This is a genomic window from Pseudomonas sp. BN505, assembly GCF_029873175.1.
Classification (GTDB): domain Bacteria; phylum Pseudomonadota; class Gammaproteobacteria; order Pseudomonadales; family Pseudomonadaceae; genus Aquipseudomonas; species Aquipseudomonas putida.
The window spans coordinates 20,998-39,080 of sequence record NZ_SSOI01000020.1 but is presented as its reverse complement, the minus strand read 5'-3'; the positions used below and the strand labels follow the sequence as shown (position 1 = coordinate 39,080).

12 protein-coding genes and 1 pseudogene are annotated in these 18,083 nt (G+C 64.5%); 5 read left to right on the top strand and 8 right to left on the bottom strand.

The genetic code is table 11. The features are described 5' to 3' along the window. Positions 1 to 100 precede the first annotated feature (100 nt). Both speA and E8E78_RS03115 read left to right on the top strand, forming a co-directional pair. Positions 101 to 2,014, top strand: a complete 1,914-nt coding sequence (gene speA / locus E8E78_RS03120; RefSeq protein ID WP_016497862.1) for an arginine decarboxylase — start codon at positions 101 to 103, stop codon at positions 2,012 to 2,014. Between the two features lie 166 nt (positions 2,015 to 2,180). Then, positions 2,181 to 2,637: pseudogene (locus E8E78_RS03115) on the top strand (transposase). Between the two features lie 122 nt (positions 2,638 to 2,759). Here the strand turns inward: E8E78_RS03115 and E8E78_RS03110 are convergent. Next, complete coding sequence (locus E8E78_RS03110; RefSeq protein WP_049275227.1) at positions 2,760 to 4,097, bottom strand: MATE family efflux transporter; 1,338 nt, start codon at positions 4,095 to 4,097, stop codon at positions 2,760 to 2,762. A gap of 279 nt (positions 4,098 to 4,376) precedes the next feature. On the opposite strand from E8E78_RS03110, the gene E8E78_RS03105 reads away from it, so the two are divergent. Continuing rightward, entirely contained in the window at positions 4,377 to 9,278 is a 4,902-nt protein-coding gene (locus E8E78_RS03105) for an alpha-2-macroglobulin (protein ID WP_197863364.1), read from the top strand. 163 nt (positions 9,279 to 9,441) lie between these two features. On the opposite strand, the gene E8E78_RS03100 is transcribed toward E8E78_RS03105, so the two are convergent. Beyond that, positions 9,442 to 9,735, bottom strand: coding sequence for a hypothetical protein (locus E8E78_RS03100; RefSeq protein ID WP_016497866.1), 294 nt, complete (start codon positions 9,733 to 9,735; stop codon positions 9,442 to 9,444). 77 nt (positions 9,736 to 9,812) lie between these two features. Here E8E78_RS03100 and pbpC point away from each other — a divergent pair, with 77 nt between their 5' ends. Together pbpC and E8E78_RS03090 are read left to right on the top strand one after the other, a co-directional pair. Continuing rightward, positions 9,813 to 12,155, top strand: a complete 2,343-nt coding sequence (gene pbpC / locus E8E78_RS03095) for a peptidoglycan glycosyltransferase PbpC (RefSeq protein WP_280311810.1) — start codon at positions 9,813 to 9,815, stop codon at positions 12,153 to 12,155. Between the two features lie 92 nt (positions 12,156 to 12,247). Beyond that, entirely contained in the window at positions 12,248 to 13,912 is a 1,665-nt protein-coding gene (locus tag E8E78_RS03090) for a POTRA domain-containing protein (protein ID WP_280311808.1), read from the top strand. A gap of 41 nt (positions 13,913 to 13,953) precedes the next feature. Here the strand turns inward: E8E78_RS03090 and E8E78_RS03085 are convergent, their stop codons facing one another. From E8E78_RS03085 to E8E78_RS03060, 6 genes are all read right to left on the bottom strand, one after another. Further along, on the bottom strand, positions 13,954 to 14,727 hold the full coding sequence (locus E8E78_RS03085; RefSeq protein WP_049274436.1) for a response regulator transcription factor: 774 nt from the start codon (positions 14,725 to 14,727) through the stop codon (positions 13,954 to 13,956). Positions 14,728 to 14,853: 126 nt separating this feature from the next. Further along, complete coding sequence (locus E8E78_RS03080) at positions 14,854 to 15,324, bottom strand: A24 family peptidase (RefSeq protein WP_049274437.1); 471 nt, start codon at positions 15,322 to 15,324, stop codon at positions 14,854 to 14,856. A gap of 304 nt (positions 15,325 to 15,628) precedes the next feature. Next, positions 15,629 to 16,198 (bottom strand): DUF4136 domain-containing protein, encoded by a 570-nt coding sequence (locus E8E78_RS03075; protein ID WP_016497872.1) that lies wholly within the window; start codon positions 16,196 to 16,198, stop codon positions 15,629 to 15,631. A gap of 19 nt (positions 16,199 to 16,217) precedes the next feature. Continuing rightward, complete coding sequence (locus tag E8E78_RS03070) at positions 16,218 to 16,853, bottom strand: DUF4136 domain-containing protein (RefSeq protein WP_049274438.1); 636 nt, start codon at positions 16,851 to 16,853, stop codon at positions 16,218 to 16,220. 21 nt (positions 16,854 to 16,874) lie between these two features. Continuing rightward, a complete protein-coding gene (locus E8E78_RS03065; protein ID WP_049274439.1) occupies positions 16,875 to 17,624 on the bottom strand; it encodes a methyltransferase domain-containing protein in 750 nt (249 codons plus the stop codon). Continuing rightward, entirely contained in the window at positions 17,621 to 17,926 is a 306-nt protein-coding gene (locus E8E78_RS03060) for a MazG-like family protein (RefSeq protein WP_280311802.1), read from the bottom strand. Before E8E78_RS03060 ends, E8E78_RS03065 begins: the two co-directional genes overlap by 4 nt. Positions 17,927 to 18,083 lie beyond the last annotated feature (157 nt).

Below are 18,083 nucleotides of genomic sequence, written 5' to 3'. Positions count from 1 at the left end.
AGGGTCTATGCCTGAGCACGGATGAATCGTCATTTACAGCTTTTACACTCGCTCCGCTGCCTGCGGGGCAGTGTCTTCGACTTATCTATAGGGGACTTGAATGTCCGTACGACGCACACGCAAAGACGATGGTAGCCAGTGGACCGTGGCCGACAGCCGCAGTGTTTATGGCATCCGCCATTGGGGCGCTGGTTATTTCGCCATCAATGAAGCCGGGCGCGTCGAAGTGCGCCCCAACGGGCCCGACAGCGCGCCGATCGACCTGTACGAGCAGGTTGACGAATTGCGCCAGAGCGGCCTGTCGCTGCCCTTGCTGGTGCGCTTCCCCGACATTCTGCAGGACCGCGTACGCCAGCTGACCGGTGCGTTCGATGCCAATATCGCGCGCCTGGAGTACCAGAGCCAGTACACCGCGCTGTACCCGATCAAGGTCAACCAGCAGGAAGCGGTGGTGGAAAACATCATCGCCACGCAAAACGTTTCCATCGGCCTTGAAGCCGGCTCCAAGCCCGAGCTGCTGGCTGTGCTGGCGCTGGCGCCGAAGGGCGGTACCATCGTCTGCAACGGCTACAAGGACCGTGAGTTCATTCGCCTGGCGCTGATGGGCCAGAAGCTTGGCCACAACGTGTTCATCGTCATCGAGAAAGAGTCGGAAGTGGCTCTGGTGATCGACGAGGCCGCCGAGCTCAAGGTAAAACCGCAGGTCGGCCTGCGCGTGCGCCTGTCGTCGCTGGCCTCCAGCAAATGGGCCGACACCGGTGGTGAGAAGTCCAAGTTCGGGTTGTCTGCTGCCCAGCTGATCTCGGTGGTGCAGCGCTTCCGCGATGCCGGCCTGGACCAGGGCATCCGCCTGCTGCACTTCCACATGGGCTCGCAGATCGCCAACCTGGCCGACTACCAGCACGGTTTCAAGGAAGCCATCCGTTACTACGGCGAACTGCGTGCGCTGGGCCTGCCGGTCGACCACATCGACGTTGGCGGTGGCCTGGGCGTGGACTACGACGGCACCCACTCGCGCAATGCCAGCTCGATCAACTACGACATGGATGACTACGCCGGCGTGGTGGTGGGCATGCTCAAGGAGTTCTGCGACGCGCAGGGCCTGCCGCACCCGCACATCTTCTCCGAGAGTGGCCGCTCGCTGACCGCGCACCACGCCATGCTGGTGATCCAGGTCACCGACGTCGAGAAGCACAACGACGACGTGCCGACCATCGAGAACAAGGAAGCCCTGCCCGAGACCGTGCAGTGGCTGGCCGACCTGCTTGGCCCGACCGACATCGAGATGGTGACCGAGACTTACTGGCGCGCCACCCACTACATGGGTGACGTGGCCGCGCAGTACGCCGATGGCAAGATCAGCCTGAGCGAGAAGGCCTTGGCCGAGCAGTGCTACTTTGCCGTGTGCCGCCGCCTGCATAACTCGCTGAAAGCCCGCCAGCGCTCGCACCGCCAGGTGCTGGACGAGCTGAACGACAAGCTGGCCGACAAGTACATCTGCAACTTCTCGGTGTTCCAGAGCCTGCCGGACACCTGGGCCATTGGCCAGGTGCTGCCGATCATCCCGTTGCACCGCCTGGACGAAGAGCCGCTGCGCCGCGCCGTACTGCAGGACCTGACCTGCGACTCGGACGGCAAGATCAACCAGTACGTCGACGAGCAGAGCATCGAAACCAGCATGCCGGTGCATGCGCTGAAGGACGGCGAGGACTATCTGCTGGGCGTGTTCCTGGTCGGTGCCTACCAGGAAATCCTGGGTGACATGCACAACCTGTTCGGTGACACCGACTCGGTGAACATCTACCAGAACGCCGACGGCAGCGTGTACCACGCCGGCATCGAGACCCACGACACCATCGAAGACATGCTGCGCTACGTGCACCTGTCGCCGGAGGAGTTGATGACCCACTACCGCGACAAGGTCGCCAGCGCCAAGATCACTGCGCGCGAGCGCACGCAGTACCTGGATGCCTTGCGCCTTGGGCTGACCCGGTCTTCGTACCTGTCGTCGTAATTGCCGGGGCCGCTCCTGCAAAAGCCTGTGCTGCCTTTTGTGGGAGCGGCCTTGCGTCGCGATATGAGGGCGAAGCCCTCACCAGCGTCACAACCGGTAAATATCCGGCCCTGGTCTCGCGCACCAATGCCGCTACCTTTGGATGCAATGTTCAAAGGAGGACGACATGCAACGTCCAGGCTCCCATCGTTTACGTGGCGGTCGAGTGTCCGAATCCGGGCGCCTTTATCTGCTCACCACAACCACCCGTAACCGAACGCCGTTGTTCAAGGATTTTCGATTTGCCAGGGCCGTGGTCCAGCAATTGCGGGTTCAGTGAAGAGAGCAAGGCCTGTCGATCTCTGGCCTGGGTCTTGATGCCGGATCATCTTCACTGGCTTATCGAGCTTGGCCCGACGAGCCTAGGCACGCTGATGTGTGGGTTCAAGTCCAGAAGCAGTTGTGCTTTGTACAAGGTGGGCGCTGACAGGCGACATATCTGGCAGACCAGCTTTCATGACCGGGCTCTGAGGCGTGAGGAGGATGTCCGGGCGATTGCCCGCTGCATCATCGCCAACCCGATTCGGGCTGGCCTGGTCCGGCGAGCGGGCGAGTATCCGCATTGGGATTGTGTGTGGCTGTGAACCCACAGGTGAGGGCTTCGCCCTCATTTCGCGACACAAGGCCGCTCCCACATTGAGCCCCGTATGCAGGCCTTTTGTGGGAGCGGCCTTGTGTCGCGATGGGCCGCAAAGCGGCCCTGACATTAGTGAATCCACTCACCCTTCTGCTGCAACCGCCACCCCACCCACCCCAACGTCACCGCCCGCAACCCCATGAACCCGAGAAACGCCAACCACAATCCATGGTTGCCGAACCCGCTCATGGCCACCGCCACCGGCAGTGCAATCAGTACCGACAGCAACATCGCGTTGCGCATCTCCCGCGCCCGGGTCGCGCCAATGAACAGGCCGTCCAGCAGGTAACTCCACACCGCAATCAACGGCAGCAGCGCCAGGTAGGGCAAATACGGATAGGCCGCCGCCCGCACACTGTCGATGTCGGTCTGCAAGTCGATGAACAAGTGCCCACCCAGCAGGAACAACCCGGCAAAGCCCAGGCTGGTGATCAGCGACCAGCCGCAGGCCACCACCAGCGAGCGGCGCAGGGTGTCGCGATCACGGGCGCCAATGGCATGGCCGCACAGTGCTTCCACCGCGTGCGCCAGCCCGTCGAGGGCATAGGCGGTCAACAGCAGGCCGTTGAGCAGCAGGGCGTTGGCCGCTACCGTGGACTCGCCCAGGCGTGCGCCTTGTACGGTAATCAGCAGAAACACCAGTTGTAGCGCCAGGCTACGCAGGAAAATATCGCGGTTCACCGCCAGCAGCGGGCGCCAGGCCTGCCAGCGTTTGAGCGCCGCCCACGCCACTTGCCCCGGGTAGGCCCGCAGGGCCGGGCGGGTCAGGGCCAGGCCCAGCAGGGCTGCACTCCACTCGGCGATCACCGATGCCCGCGCCGAGCCCAGTACACCCCAATCCAGCCCCAGGACGAACCACAGGTTCAAGACAATGTTCAGCAGGTTGGTCGTCAGCAGGATGGCCAACGGCGCCCGCGCGTTCTGGGTGCCCAGAAACCAGCCCACCAGCGCGTAACTGGCCAGCGCTGCAGGCAGGCCCAGCAGGCGGGTGTGGAAGAAGTCTTCGGTGGATTGCTGCAGGGCTGCGCTGGGTTGCATCGCATGAAGTGCAAGCTGGCTGAACGGTATGGCCAGCAGGCCGATCAACACCGCGAAACCAAACGCCAGCAGCAGCCCTTGCACCAGCACCTGGCGCAACGCCGCACCATCGCCACGGCCGGCGGCCTGGGCGGCGAAACCGGTGGAGCCCATGCGCAGGAAGCCCATCAGGCCGACCATGAAGGTGAACAACGTGGCGCCCACGGCCACGGCACCCAATTGATGGGCGTGGGGGAGGTGGCCGATGACCGTGCTGTCGACCAGAGCCACCAGCGGCACGGAGATGTTGGACAGGATCATCGGCGCGGCCAGCGCCCAGACCTTGTGGTGGGTAGGGCGGTGGCGCCAATCGGCAGAGAGTTGGGACATTTGCATTCCATGAGGCTTGGGGCCGCTATGTGCCCCCTCGCGGGCTTGCCCGCTCCCACAGGAAAGTGTTGCTCTTGCGGACGGCGCCAAACCTGTGGGAGCGGGCAAGCCCGCGAAGGGGCGCACAGCGGCCCCCTTTGACAAATGCCACAGTGTAACGGCCAGGCAACCATTTAGCGCGACCATGGTCTCACTTGCCGCGCAACGCCCGGGTGCTGCACCTGACGTTGAGCTATAGTTGCTGCCCTCACGTACACGCTGCCTAAGAGTTCCTACTCCATGTTCAACAAAGGATTGTTGCTGGCCTGCGCGCTGGCTTTGCTCAGCGCCTGTGACTCTTCGACGCCGGACAAACCGGCGCCGGTCGAGAAACCCGTAGCTACAGCACCCGTCGAAACCCAGGCGCCCAAGCGCGAAGACCCGGCTGTGCTCGCCAAGCGCTACGAAGGCCGCGAGCTTTCGGTGCTGGATGTTTCGGAAGTGCAGCTCGATGGCGCAGCAACGCTGTCAATCAGCTTCTCAGCACCGCTGGATGCCAAGCAGGACTTCGCCACCAAGGTGCACCTGGTAGACACCGTCAAGGGTAAGCTCGATGGCGCCTGGGAACTCTCCGACAACCAGATGGAGCTGCGCCTGCGCCATCTGGAGCCGCAGCGCAAGCTGGTGCTGACCGTCGACAAGGGCCTGCTCGCGGTCAACGGCAAGCAACTGGACAGTGAGTCGGTCACCCAGCTGGAAACACGCGACATGCAACCGACCATCGGCTTTGCCAGCCGCGGTTCGCTTTTGCCCACGCGCTTGGCCGAAGGCCTGCCGGTGATTGCCCTGAACGTCGACAAGGTCGATGTCGAGTTCTTCCGGGTGAAGCCGGAAATGCTCTCGACCTTCCTGGCCAGCTGGGGGCGCAACAGCAGCCTGTACTACTACCAGTCCAAGGAAACCCTGGACATGGCCGAGCTGGTCTACAGCGGCCGCTTCGACCTCAACCCCGCCCGCAACACCCGCGAAACCGTGCTGCTGCCCATCGCCGGCATCAAGCCGCTGCAGGACCCGGGTGTGTACCTGGCGGTGATGCGTGCCTCGGGCACCTATGACTACTCGCAGCCAGCGACTCTGTTTACCCTCAGCGACATCGGCGTATCGGCGCACCGGTACCGCGACCGCATTGACGTGTTCGCCCAGGCGCTGGAAGGCGGCAAGGCGCTGAGCGGCGTCAACCTCGAAATCCATGACGAGAAGGGCAAGCTGCTCGCCCAGGCCAGCACCGATGGCAAGGGCCACGCCCAGCTGCCGATCACGCCCAAAGCCGATACCCTGATCGCTACCCAAGGTGTGCACACCACCTTGCTGCGCCTGAACACCGCCGCCCTGGACCTGGCCGAATTCGACATCACCGGGCCCCAGGCCAACCCGTTGCAGTTTTTCATCTTCGGCCCTCGTGACTTGTATCGCCCAGGTGAAACCGTGCTGCTCAACGGCCTGCTGCGCGACCAGGACGGCAAGCCCGTCAAAGCCCAGCCGGTGAGCGTGGAAGTGCGTCGTCCGGATGAACAGGTTAGCCGCAAGTTCGTCTGGGAAGCCGACAGCAATGGCTTGTACCAATACCAGTTGCAACTGGCTACCGAGGCCCCGACTGGCCGCTGGCAACTGCTGCTCGACCTGGGCGGCGGGCGCAAGCAGGTGTATGAATTTTTGGTCGAAGACTTCCTGCCCGAGCGCTTGGCGCTGGAGCTGAAGGGCAGCAGCACGCCGCTGTCGCCTGAGGAGGATGCGCGCATCCAGGTCAATGGCCGTTATCTCTATGGCGCCCCGGCTGCCGGTAATCGCCTGAGTGGCCAAGCCTATGTACGTCCCCTTCGCGAGGCGGTGCCTGCGCTGCCGGGCTACCAGTTTGGCTCGGTCACCGAAACCGAGCTGAACCAGGACCTGGAGCTGGACGAAGTTACCCTCGACCAGGCTGGCAAGGCGGTAGTCGATATCGAAAGCCGCTGGGCCGAAGCGCGCTCGCCGCTGCAACTGACCGTGCAGGCCAGCCTGCAGGAGTCCGGTGGCCGGCCGATTACCCGGCGCCTGGAGCAACCGATCTGGCCAGCCGAGCGCCTGCCGGGCCTGCGTGGCCTGTTCGATGGCGAGGAAACCGATAGCGACGGGCCGGTGGAATTCGAGTTCTTGGTAGCCGACCGCGATGGCAACAAACTGGCGGCCAACGACCTCAAGGTGCGGTTGATCCGCGAGCGCCGTGACTACTACTGGAACTACTCGCAGAGCGACGGCTGGAGCTACGCCTACAACGAGAAATTCCTGACCCAGAACGAAGAGACAGTCAGCGTCAAGGCGGGCTCCACTGCCAAGCTGAGCTTCCAGGTTGAATGGGGCCCGTACCGCGTCGAGGTGGAAGACCCGCAGACCGGCCTGGTGTCCAGCGAGCGCTTCTGGGCCGGTTACCGCGCCCAGGACAACGCCGAAGGCGGTGCCGTGCGCCCCGACCAGGTCAAGCTGGCGCTGGACAAACCGTCCTACGCCGACGGCGCCACGGCCAAAGTTACCGTCACCCCGCCTGCCGCCGGCAGCGGCTACCTGATGATCGAGTCCAGCGATGGCCCGCTGTGGTGGCAGGCAATCGAAGTGCCCGCCGAGGGCAAGACCTTCGATGTGCAACTGGACAAAGCCTGGGCACGCCACGACCTGTACATTAGCGCGCTGGTGATCCGCCCGGGTGAGCGCAAGGCCAACGCCACGCCCAAGCGTTCGGTAGGCGTGCTGCACCTGCCGCTGGACCGCGCCGAGCGCAAGTTGGCGGTGAGCCTCCAGGCGCCGGAAAAAATGCGCCCGAAACAGCCGCTGACCGTGAAGGTGAAGGCCGCCAATGCTGATGGCAGCGTGCCCAAGCAGGTGCATGTGCTGTTGTCGGCGGTGGATGTGGGCATCCTCAACATTACCGATTTCAAAACCCCCGACCCGTTTGCCAGCCTGTTCGGGCGCAAGGCCTATGGCGCCGACCAACTGGACATCTACGGCCAGCTGATCGAAGCCGGGCAGGGCCGCCTTGCCAGCCTGGCGTTTGGTGGCGATGCGGCGATGGCCAAAGGCGGCAAGCGCCCTAACACCACGGTCACCATCGTTGCCCAGCAGAGCCTGCCGGTAACGCTGGACGACAAGGGTGAGGGCCAGGCCACGGTCGATATCCCCGACTTCAACGGCGAGCTGCGCTTGATGGCCCAGGCATGGACCGAAGAGCACTTCGGCATGGCCGAAGGCAAGACGGTGGTCGCCGCGCCGCTGATTGCCGAGCTGTCGGCCCCGCGCTTCCTGGCCGGTGGCGACCGCACCAGCCTGGCACTGGACCTGGCCAACCTGTCGGGCCGCGCCCAGCAACTGAGCGTTGAAATCACCACCGAAGGGCAACTGAGCCTTGCCACCAATGCCGTGCAGACCGTCGCCCTGGCCGAGGGGCAGCGTTCGACCCTGATGATTCCTGTGCAGGCCCAGGGTGGTCTGGGGCAGGGCAAGGTGCATGTGCGTGTCACAGGCCTGCAACTGCCGAACGAGCCGACCACCGCGTTCGAACGTGAGTGGACGTTGGGCGTGCGCCCGGCCTACCCGGCAATGCTCAAGCACTACCGCGTGGCCTTGAAGGACCAGCCATGGACCCTGCCCGAAGCAGACCTGGCCGCGTTCGAACCCGCAGGCCTGGAGGCCAGCCTGGCCTTGTCGAGCCGGCCGCCGTTGAACCTGGCCGAGCAGATCCGTGCGCTGGAGGCTTACCCTTACGGTTGCCTGGAGCAAACCACCAGCGGCTTGTATCCGTCGCTGTACGCCGATGCCGACAGCCTCAAGCGCCTGGGCATCAAGGGCGAGCCGGCGGATGTGCGCAAGCGCAAGATTGAAATGGGTATCGAGCACCTGCTGGGCATGCAGCGCTACAACGGCAGCTTTGGCCTGTGGAGTTCGGACAGCGAAGAGGAGTACTGGCTGACCGCCTACGTTACCGACTTCCTCTTGCGTGCCCGTGACCAGGGTTATGGCGTGCCGGCCGAAGCGCTGAAGAAGGCCAGCGAGCGCCTGTTGCGCTACCTGCAGGAGCGCAACCTGATCGAAGTCGACTACAGCGAAAACGCTGACCACACCCGTTTTGCCGTGCAGGCCTACGCGGCGCTGGTGTTGTCGCGCAGCCAGCAGGCGCCGTTGGGCGCGCTGCGTGGTCTGTTCGAGCGCCGCGCCGATGCCCGTTCCGGCCTGCCGTTGGTACAACTGGCGGTGGCGCTGGACAAGATGGGCGACAAACCGCGTGCCGAGCAAGCCTTGCAGGCGGGCCTGGGCATCAGCCGTGGCAAAGGCTGGATGGCCGATTACGGCAGCGCCCTGCGTGACCAGGCGCTGATATTGGCATTGCTGCAGGAGAGCAACCTGGCCAGCAGCCAGGTCGACCAACGCCTGTTCGCCTTGTCGGATGAATTGGCGGCCAACCGCTGGCTGTCGACCCAGGAGCGCAATGCCCTGTTCCTGGCCGGCCGTGGCCTGCTGGGCAAGCCGGAAGGCAAGTGGCAGGCACGCCTGGACAGTGCGGGCGAGGTCCGCGAGTTCAACAATGCAGAGGCCGGCATGAAGCTGGAAGGCCCGCTGCTGGCCTCGCCACTGAGCTTACAGAACGAAGGCAGCGAGACGCTGTACCAGCAACTGACCTTGTCCGGTTACCCCCGCCAGGCACCTGCGGCCGGCGGCAATGGTATGCAGATTCGTCGTGAGTACCTGGGCATGAACGGTCAGCCGCTGGACCTGCACAACCTGCGCAGTGGCGAACTGGTGTTGGTGCACCTGGCGCTCAAGGCCGAAGACCGTGTGCCGGATGCGCTGGTGGTAGACCTGCTACCGGCAGGCCTGGAGCTGGAAAACCAGAACCTGGCGCAAAGTGCCGCCAGCCTGGACAACGCCAGCAGCGCCGTGAAGGAATGGCGCGAGTCGATGCAGAACGCCAGCGTGGTGCACCAGGAGTACCGTGATGACCGTTATGTTGCCGCGCTCAAGCTCGACAGCTATGGCACCACCCACCTGCTGTACCTGGCGCGGGCAGTAACCCCGGGCACCTACCGCGTACCGCCGCCGCAGGTCGAGTCGATGTACCGGCCGAACCTGCAGGCTGTGGGGGATGGGCAAGGTGAAATGACCGTAAAAGCCCGCTAGAGACCCGCTCTACACGGACCATGTGGGAGCGGCCTTGCGTCGCGAAAGGGCCGCAAAGCGGCCCCGGTAATTCAAGCGGCGAAGCTGAAATCCTGGGGCTGCTGTGCAGCCCTTTCGCGACGCAAGGCCGCTCCCACAAAAAAAGCGCAGATCAGCTTGGTCTTCAGTGAATCACCCAGCTCATCACCCACAACCCCAGCACCAGCCAGATGATCCCGAGGATGATCGAGGCGCGCATGAACGCGCGGATTGCCGAGTAAAGCAGCATCAGGCCGATGATCACGGCCAGGATGCTGATCAGCGAGGTGTCCGTGCCCAGGGTGCGCGCCAGGCCGTCGATAAAATTGCCACCGGCATTGGCCAGCAGGTTGAACAGCCCGCTCAAAGCGTCGACGATGAAGCGGATCACAGACCCCAGTGCCTGGCCCAGCCACTCGAAAAAACCTTCTACATGCATAGTTGCTTCCTGATGAACGAATTGGCGAGGTTGCCGTTCCCAAGCCTTTGGCCATTACCTGGCCAGGTCGGTTCCCGATGCCAAGCTTAGCGCGTGTGGCCAGGCTGTTGCGCGCCACGCTGATTGGCCTGCTGGTGCTGTGCGGCCTGTTGTGGTTGGCCGACCGCCTGTGGCCGCTGCCGCTGCCGGGCGACGACTTGGCGCGGGTAGTGCTGGCCGAAGAAGGTACACCCTTGTGGCGCTTTGCCGATGCCGAGGGGGTATGGCGCTACCCGGTCAGCCCGGACCAGGTTTCGCCGTTGTACCTGCAGGCCTTGCTGACGTACGAGGACCGCTGGTTCTACCGCCACCCCGGGGTCAACCCGTTAGCCTTGGCACGTGCGGCCTGGCTTAACCTGCGGGGTGGGCGCGTGGTGTCGGGCGGCAGCACGCTGTCGATGCAGGTGGCACGGTTGCTGGACCCGCATGACCGCACCCTGGCCGGCAAGCTGCGCCAGCTGTGGCGTACGGCGCAGTTGGAGTGGCACCTGTCCAAGCGCGAGATCCTGCAGATCTACCTGGACCGCGCGCCCTTTGGCGGCACCTTGCAGGGCGTGGCCGCCGCCAGCTGGGCGTACCTGGGCAAGTCGCCGATGCACCTGACCCCGGCCGAAGCAGCGCTGCTGGCCGTGCTGCCTCAGGCACCTAGCCGGCTGCGCCCGGATCGCCACCCCGAGCGTGCCCAGCGTGCCCGCGACAAGGTGTTGCAGCGCCTGGCCGAATACCAGGTGTGGCCTGCGCAACAAATCCGCGAGGCAGCCGAAGAGCCGCTGGTGCTGGCGCCACGGCAGGAGCCAGCTTTGGCACCTTTGCTCGCCCGGCGCCTGAACAGCGCCGACAGCCCGCCGCTGATCCGCACCACGCTGGATGCAGCGTTGCAGCGGCGCCTTGAAGACTTGCTGCTGGGCTGGCGCGCGCGGCTGCCGGAGCGCACCTCTGCCGCCATCCTGGTGGTCGAGGCGCAGAGCATGGCGGTGCGTGCCTACCTTGGCTCGATCGAGCTGGCCGACGCGCGCCGCTTCGGGCATGTCGACATGGTGCGCTCGCTGCGTTCGCCCGGCTCCACCCTCAAACCGTTCCTTTACGGCATGGCGCTGGACGATGGCCTGATCCATTCCGAATCGTTGTTGCAGGATGTGCCGCGCCGCTATGGCGACTACCGCCCCGGCAACTTCTCCATGGGCTTCAGTGGGCCGGTGTCGGCCAGCTCGGCGCTGGCCCTGTCACTCAACCTGCCGGCAGTGCAGTTGCTGGAGGCCTACGGCCCGAAACGCTTTGCCGCGCAACTGCGCATGGCGGGCATGCCACTGGCATTGCCGCCCTTGGCCGAACCCAACCTGTCGCTGATCCTGGGCGGTGCCGGCAGCCGGCTGGAAGACCTGGTGGGTGGCTACGCGGCGCTGGCGCGGGGTGGCAACAGTGCGCGGGTGCGCTTGCAGCCGCAGGACCCGCTGGTGGAGCGCCGGCTGCTGTCACCAGGGGCGGCGTGGATCATCCGGCGCATCCTCAGTGGCCAGGCGCGCCCCGACCGCGACCCGCATGCCGAACTGGTACAGCGCCCGCAACTGGCCTGGAAGACGGGCACCAGCTATGGCTTTCGCGATGCGTGGTCGATTGGCGTGGGGCCGCGCTACCTGATCGGCGTGTGGATCGGTCGCCCCGACGGCACGCCGGTGCCCGGCCAGTTCGGCCTGGCTTCGGCGGCGCCGTTGATGCTGCAGGTGCACGACCTGCTGAGCAACCGCGACAGCCAGCGTGGCATCAGCGTGCCGGTGGAGCGGGTGCCGGCGAATGTCGGCGTGGCGGCGATCTGTTGGCCGCTCGGCCAGCCGATGAGCAAACAGGACCCCAACTGCCGGCGCCAGCGTTTTGCCTGGACCCTGGACTGCACCACGCCGCCGACGCTGCAAGCCGCCGATCAGCCCCTGGGTCTGGGGTTGCGCGAAAGCGTGTGGGTCAACGACCTGGGGCTGCGAGTGGATGGCAGTTGCCCAAGCGCCAAGGCCCGCGACATTGCCTTGTGGCCGGCCCCGCTGGAGCCTTGGCTGCCCCGCGTGGAGCGGCGCGCGGCGCGGCTGCCGGCCATCGACCCGGCCTGCCCACCGCAGGTGCCGGCCAGCGCTCCGCCGTTGTCGATAGTGGGCGTGCGACCGGGTGACAACCTGCGCCGCCCGGCGACCAGCAGCGAGCCGTTGCAGCTGCATGTATCGGCCCTGGGCGGTGGCGGGCGGCGCTGGTGGTTCCTCAATGGCCAGCCGTTGGGCGAAACCCTGGGGCAGGACAGCCTGCTGGTGCGCTTACCGCAGGCCGGGCAGGCCGAGGTCAGTGCGCTGGACGAAAGCGGCGAGACCGCGCGAGTGGCGTTCCAGGTCAGCGAGTAGGCGTTCGACGACAGCCGGGCCAGCACCTACGCTTGCAAGTGACGGGTGTGACCGGCTGGTGCCCCGCAACCCAAGGGAACATGGAGCGCCCTATGCGTCCTCTGGCCGTGCCCCTGTTGTTGCTGCCTTGGGCGTTTTTGGCCCATGCCGAGTCGTTGCCGGGTTTTCTCGACAGCCATGAGTACGAACGGCGCCTGCCCGACACCAACCTGCCGGTAGACGCCTATCGGCCCGCCAGCCCCAATCTGCGAATGCCCCGGCCAAACGCCGAAAGCCAGGCCTGGGCACCTGCGGATACGCGCATGGTGCTGCACAAGGTGCGTTTCGAAGGCGGTACGGTGTTCCCCTTGAGCGATTTGCGCGAGCACTACCAGCCGTTGATCGGGCACAGCATCACATTAGGCGAGCTGCAGCAGTACACCGAGCGCCTGACCGAGCGCTACCGGCAGGACGGTTACCTGCTTTCCTACGCCTACCTGCCACCTCAGGATGTGGCCGAAGGCCGGGTGAATGTGGTGCTGGTCGAAGGTTACATCCGGGATTACCGCGTGGAGGGCGACATCGGCCCGGCGGGTGGCTATTTGCAGCAGCTGCTGACGCAACTGGAAGCCGAACGCCCGCTGACACGTGAAACCCTGGAGCGCCACCTGGGGCTCGCCGAACGCCTGCCGGGTGTGTCGATTGAGGCTGAGCTGGCGATGGCGCAAACCGCTGACGGTGCCGCCCGCTTGACCGTGCGTGCGCAGCGCAAGCTGTTCAGTGCCGCTGTTACCCTGGCCGATTCCAGTCGCGACGATGCGCAGGCACTGCTGACGGCCACCAGCAATGCCCAGACCCGCTTTGTTGAACAGTTCAAGGCCAGCCTGCTGCTGCCTCCGGGGGATGACCAGGTGCATTACCAGCGGCTGGACTACAGCCAGTACCTGGACGCTGCCGGCAGCCAGTTGCTGCTGTCGGCTTCGCGCTATCGCAGTGATCCGGGCACGCGCATACGCCTGGATGATGGCCGTGACATGACCCGCGAGCGGGACAGTGAACGCTATGCAGTGGGCCTGCGCCAGCCAGTGGTTGTCAGGCCGAACGAATGGATGGCGGTGCAGGGGCACCTGTATGCGGTCAGCGAGCACGTCGAAGACCAACTGGACGGGGGGCCTTCACTACGGGACTACGACACTTCCGTGCGCGCGCTGTCCTTCGAAGGCGACTGGCGCAAAGTGGAAAGTGGCCGCCTGCGTATTGTCAGTGCCGGGGTTTACCAGGGGCTGGATTACCTGGGCGCGCGTAGCGGTGCTGACTACGATCTGGATTTCCTGCGGTTGCGGCTTTCCGGACTGCAGAGTGACACGCTGGCTGGCAACTGGCAGGGGGTGGCGTCGGGCGCGTTGTACTGGAGTGATGACCGGCTGCCCGACAGCGAACGGGCGGGCTTTGGTGGGCTGCATTTTGGCCGTGGCTACCCGCGTGATCAGGCGGACGGGGACAAGGGGTGGGGTGTGGCTTACGAACTGAACTACAGCCTGCGAGGTAACGGGCTGGCGCTGGTTCAGCCCTATGCGGCAGTGGATGTGGCGCAGGCCTGGCATAACCGGGGGCCTGTGGACGATGCCCACCTGGCTTCAGCGGCACTTGGCGTACGGTTGGGGGATGGGCGCTACTTCAACGTTGCGCTGGAGGTGGCGAAGCCTTTGGCGGATGTGGCGTTGGATAGCCTGGACCGTGGCCCCCGGCTGATCCTGAGTTTGGGTTTTCAAATGTAGGGGGGCTGCAAAGCAGCCCCGGCAATCTCCAGGCAAACCCCTCAATGGGTAGTAAACCTCAGATGCACCGGCGACGAGCTGGGCGTCAGCGCCAATGCCAGCTGGGTACGGTTGTGCATGTGGGTCAAACGCAACACTTGCGACACATACAGTTTGACGGTGTTTTCGGTAATGCCCAGCTCACAGGCGATCTGGTAATTGGTCTTGCCCTTGCTCACCAGTCGCGCCACTTCCAGTTGGCGTGGCGACAGCTTCTCGAAGGCAGCTGGCAGCTCGCTTTCGCTCTCTTCAACATCGGTGGCACGGCGGTGGGTACCTTGGCCACGGGCTTTTTCCAGGTCCTGGTACAGTTCGTCCACCGAATCGGCCAGGTCCTGCAAGCGCTGGTTCAACCCGCCCAGGGCGCGGAAGTTACGCTGGCGTTCTTGCAGGGCCTCTTCCTGGCGGCGCACGCCCTCCAGCAGTTCGTCGAGGTTCATGGGCTTCTGGTAATAATCGGCAAACCCTTCGCGCAGGGCGCGGATCACGTCCTGTTTGTCCGCACGCCCGGTCAGCATGATGGCTTCAAACATACGTGGCCCGGTGACTTCCTTGAGGGCGCGAACCAGTTCGATGCCATCACGCTCAGGCATGTGCAGGTCGCAGATGATCAGGCCGATGGCCTCGTCGGCCAGGTAGCGCTGGATGGCTTCGTCGGTCGAATGGGCTGGCAGGCAGTGGTAGCCCTGGGTTTCGAGAAACTCACACAACTGTTCGACGATGACTGGTTGGTCATCGACCACCAATAGCTTGATTTCACTGAATGGTCTGGACACGATCAACTCCCTGTTCGTATGCGGCACTGCTCCCGTGCCAGACACGCTGGCAGCTTAAAAATAGTCGCACTTTTTGGATATGTACAAGTTAACGGTTATGTACAACCCATAGGACCATAGGAGTGATTATTGGATCCATACCGCCGTTAGAAGAAAACCTGCTAACACGTAGGGTACGAATGCCTGTTTGTCGCCCATTTCTTCGGTCAGGGCCTGCAAACGCTTCTTCAACTTGGGGTTGAGCAGGGTCCACAGGCGCCGGCGGGTGAGCAGCCACACCAGCACACTGACACCGGCGCCAATGAAGGTGCCGAGCACGTATTGCGGGCTGGTGGCCAGGGCCAGTGCGCCCATCAGCTTGACGTCGTCGGCACCGAAGCGGCCGAGCATGTAGCCGGGCAGTGTAAGCAGCATGACGATAGCCAGTGCCCAGCCGGCATCACTGGCATCGGCGCCGATCCAGCTGTGGCCGGTGGCGAACAGCCAGAACAGGGCGCCGGCAGCCACGCCCAGGGTCAGCAGATCGGATATCTGGCGTTGACGCACATCCTGTTCGGAGCACAAGGCAAGCCACAGCAGGAGAACAATGCTTTGCATTGGCAGGTCGCCTTTCCCAAATGTTGAACACATCTACCCGGTCAGTCAGGTTTCCTTAAGTGAAGATAGACAAGAACCTGCGCACGAGTGGGCGGGAAAGGGAAAAAGGCGTGGCTGGAATGGATTTTGTCGTAGCTGTCACAGACCTGGCAGGTGGTGCAGCCGTGTTCAGAATCGCGATCTCTGTGGGAGCGGATTCACCCGCGAACACCGGCGAAGCCGGTGCCATGCACCGTGTCGCTTGCTTCGCGGGTGAACCCGCTCCCACAGAGTCCGCGGCGCCTATAAAAGCCGCGTTTGAATGTTACTTCTTGCTACCCGGCGGGTAGTTGGCCAGCACCTTGGTCACGGTATTGTGGATGGCGCTGTTGCGTTCTTCCGGGCTTGGCGGGTAGTTGTTCATGATCTGCTCGGCACTGCCTCGCCAGACCAGCTTGCCGTCACGCCCATCGAACATGTCGATCTGGATGGTGGCGACCTTGTAGTCGACACTGCGGGTTTCGTTGTACATCGGGCCGCCCCAGTAGCCGCCCCAGTAACCACCCCAACCACCGCCGTAGTTGGTGGTGATCTGCTGCTGGCGCTGCTCGACAATCAGGTACGCGCGCACGCCCAGGTCAGGCCGCGCGCCAGCCTGGACCGGGCGCAGGCCGCGCTGGTCGAGCTGGTCGGCGACCGCTTGGCGGATGCGCTGTTCGGTGAGGTCGCTTTTGATGCGGGGGTCGTCCGGGCGGTATTGCAGGCCCGGCTCCTGCCACGCCCAGCTCCGGTAGGCGGCAAAATCGCGGCTGGCATCGAAATCCTGCTGGACATTGTTGCTGGAGCAGGCGGCGAGCAATAACGCGAACGACAGTAGAACGAGACGGCGCAACATGGTGGTTCTCCGTTAAACGTTAACTGGGAGGATAGCCGCTGAGCGCCTTGTGCACAGAATCGCGCAGGGCGCTTTCGCGTTCACGCGGCGAGTCCTTGTCGCTGCCGCTTTCGGCGCTGGCGCTCCACACCGGCTGGCCGCTGCGGGCGTCGTACAGGTCGATGCGCACCACCATCACCTCCACCTCGTAGGTGCGCACGATGGGCACGCTGGCATAGCCCCCGTAGCCATGGCGATAGCCGCCATAACCGACACCACCGTAGGGATAGGGGCCGTAGTACGGGTCGTAGGTGTCGTAGTCACGCACTTGGCGCAAGCGTTTTTCCAGGCGCATGTCGGCGCTGACCAGCAAATCGCCGGAAGCCCCCCGGGCAGGGCGTAGGCCATGCTGGTCAAGTGCGCCGCTGACGGCATCGGCCAGTTGCGCCGGGTCGGCATTGGCCGAGCCGCTGGGCAACTGGCCGTTGCGCCAGCTCCAGCTGCGGTAGTGCCCGTAATCCCGGGCGGGCGCGGGGTAGGCACTGGCGTCGAAGGTGGTGGCCGCCTGGGCGGGGGCCGGTGGCAGCGGGCGGCTGCTGGCCACATACGGGTTGCTGCCCTGGCAGGCAGCCAAGGCAAGCGGCAGCAGGGCCAGGCACAACAGACGGTACGGCATGTATTCCTCCCGGCGGGCGGGTCAACGGGGGCGGCAGACCCAGTGCAGGTAGCGGCCAAGCCCGGCGAAGCCGGGGTGGCGGCGGTAGGCCAGTTCCATTTCCAGCAGGTCGAGCAGCTCGGCCTTGGCTTGGAACTCTTTGGGCATGTAATCGTGGAACACCCGCACACCACTCTCGGTTTCAACCTGCCATATAGGATCAAGTTGCGCCTTGAGCTCGCGTGGATCAAGCGGTTTCTGTGGGGTCAGGCTCTGCTTTTCACCTTCCAGCCGGTTGCTGCGCAATTTGCGGAAATGGCCCTTGAGCAGATTGCGATAGACCAGCGCGTCGCGGTTGTAGAAGGCCAGTGACAGCCACCCGGAAGGGGCCGTGAGCTGGTGCAGCACGGGCAGGATGCTTTCGGGCTCTGCCAGCCATTCGAGCACGGCATGGCACAGCACCAGGTCGTAGGGCTCGGTCAGTTGGCCAAGCAGGTCTTGCCAGGGTGCCTGGATGAACGTGGCGGTCTGGCCGGCCTCGGCAAAGCGCGCCCGGGCGCCGTCGAGCATGGGGGCGGCAGGCTCGGCCAGAGTCAGATGGTGGCCACGCTGGGCCAGCCACAAGGCCATGTGCCCCAGCCCGGCGCCGATGTCGAGGATGCGCAGCGGGCGATCGGGCAGCGCCTCGGCCAGGTCGGCCTGCAGTACGGCCAGGCGGATCGCGCCCTTGGCGCCGCCGTAGATCTTCTCGGCAAAGCGGGTGGCCAGCTCATCGAAGTGACGGTCGTTCATCGGGCGAAGCGCCTCTCGCTGTCGGCCAGCTTGGCCCGCACCACCTGGTCCATGTCCAGGCCCAGCTCGCTGCACAGCAGCAACAGGTAGAGCACCACATCACCGACTTCCTGGCCGGCGTGGGCGAGTTTGTCGGCAGGTAGCTGGCGAGATTGGTCTTCGCTCAGCCACTGGAAGATTTCCACCAGCTCGGCCATTTCGACGCTGGCGGCCATGGCCAGGTTCTTCGGGCTGTGGAAGCCGCGCCAGGCATTGTTGTCGCGAATCTGGTGCAGGCGTTGGGTGATTTCTTGCAGGTTCATCGGGGGTCTCCTAATGCTGCATAGCTTCGGCCCAGGCCCGACGCAAAGCAAGGGGCCGCTTTGCGGCCCATCGCGACGCAAGGCCGCTCCCACAGACCGCGCTGACATCAAGGCTGACGCAGTCGCTGTGGGAGCGGCCTTGTGTCGCGAAAAGGCT

Coding starts and splice junctions, on each gene's coding strand:
- pbpC (WP_280311810.1), top strand. CDS start 9,813: ATGCCAAGCTTAGCGCGTGTGGCCAGGCTGTTGCGCGCCACGCTGATT.
- E8E78_RS03065 (WP_049274439.1), bottom strand. CDS start 17,624: ATGAACGACCGTCACTTCGATGAGCTGGCCACCCGCTTTGCCGAGAAG.
- E8E78_RS03110 (WP_049275227.1), bottom strand. CDS start 4,097: ATGTCCCAACTCTCTGCCGATTGGCGCCACCGCCCTACCCACCACAAG.
- E8E78_RS03100 (WP_016497866.1), bottom strand. CDS start 9,735: ATGCATGTAGAAGGTTTTTTCGAGTGGCTGGGCCAGGCACTGGGGTCT.
- speA (WP_016497862.1), top strand. CDS start 101: ATGTCCGTACGACGCACACGCAAAGACGATGGTAGCCAGTGGACCGTG.
- E8E78_RS03070 (WP_049274438.1), bottom strand. CDS start 16,853: ATGCCGTACCGTCTGTTGTGCCTGGCCCTGCTGCCGCTTGCCTTGGCT.
- E8E78_RS03105 (WP_197863364.1), top strand. CDS start 4,377: ATGTTCAACAAAGGATTGTTGCTGGCCTGCGCGCTGGCTTTGCTCAGC.
- E8E78_RS03090 (WP_280311808.1), top strand. CDS start 12,248: ATGCGTCCTCTGGCCGTGCCCCTGTTGTTGCTGCCTTGGGCGTTTTTG.
- E8E78_RS03060 (WP_280311802.1), bottom strand. CDS start 17,926: ATGAACCTGCAAGAAATCACCCAACGCCTGCACCAGATTCGCGACAAC.
- E8E78_RS03080 (WP_049274437.1), bottom strand. CDS start 15,324: ATGCAAAGCATTGTTCTCCTGCTGTGGCTTGCCTTGTGCTCCGAACAG.
- E8E78_RS03075 (WP_016497872.1), bottom strand. CDS start 16,198: ATGTTGCGCCGTCTCGTTCTACTGTCGTTCGCGTTATTGCTCGCCGCC.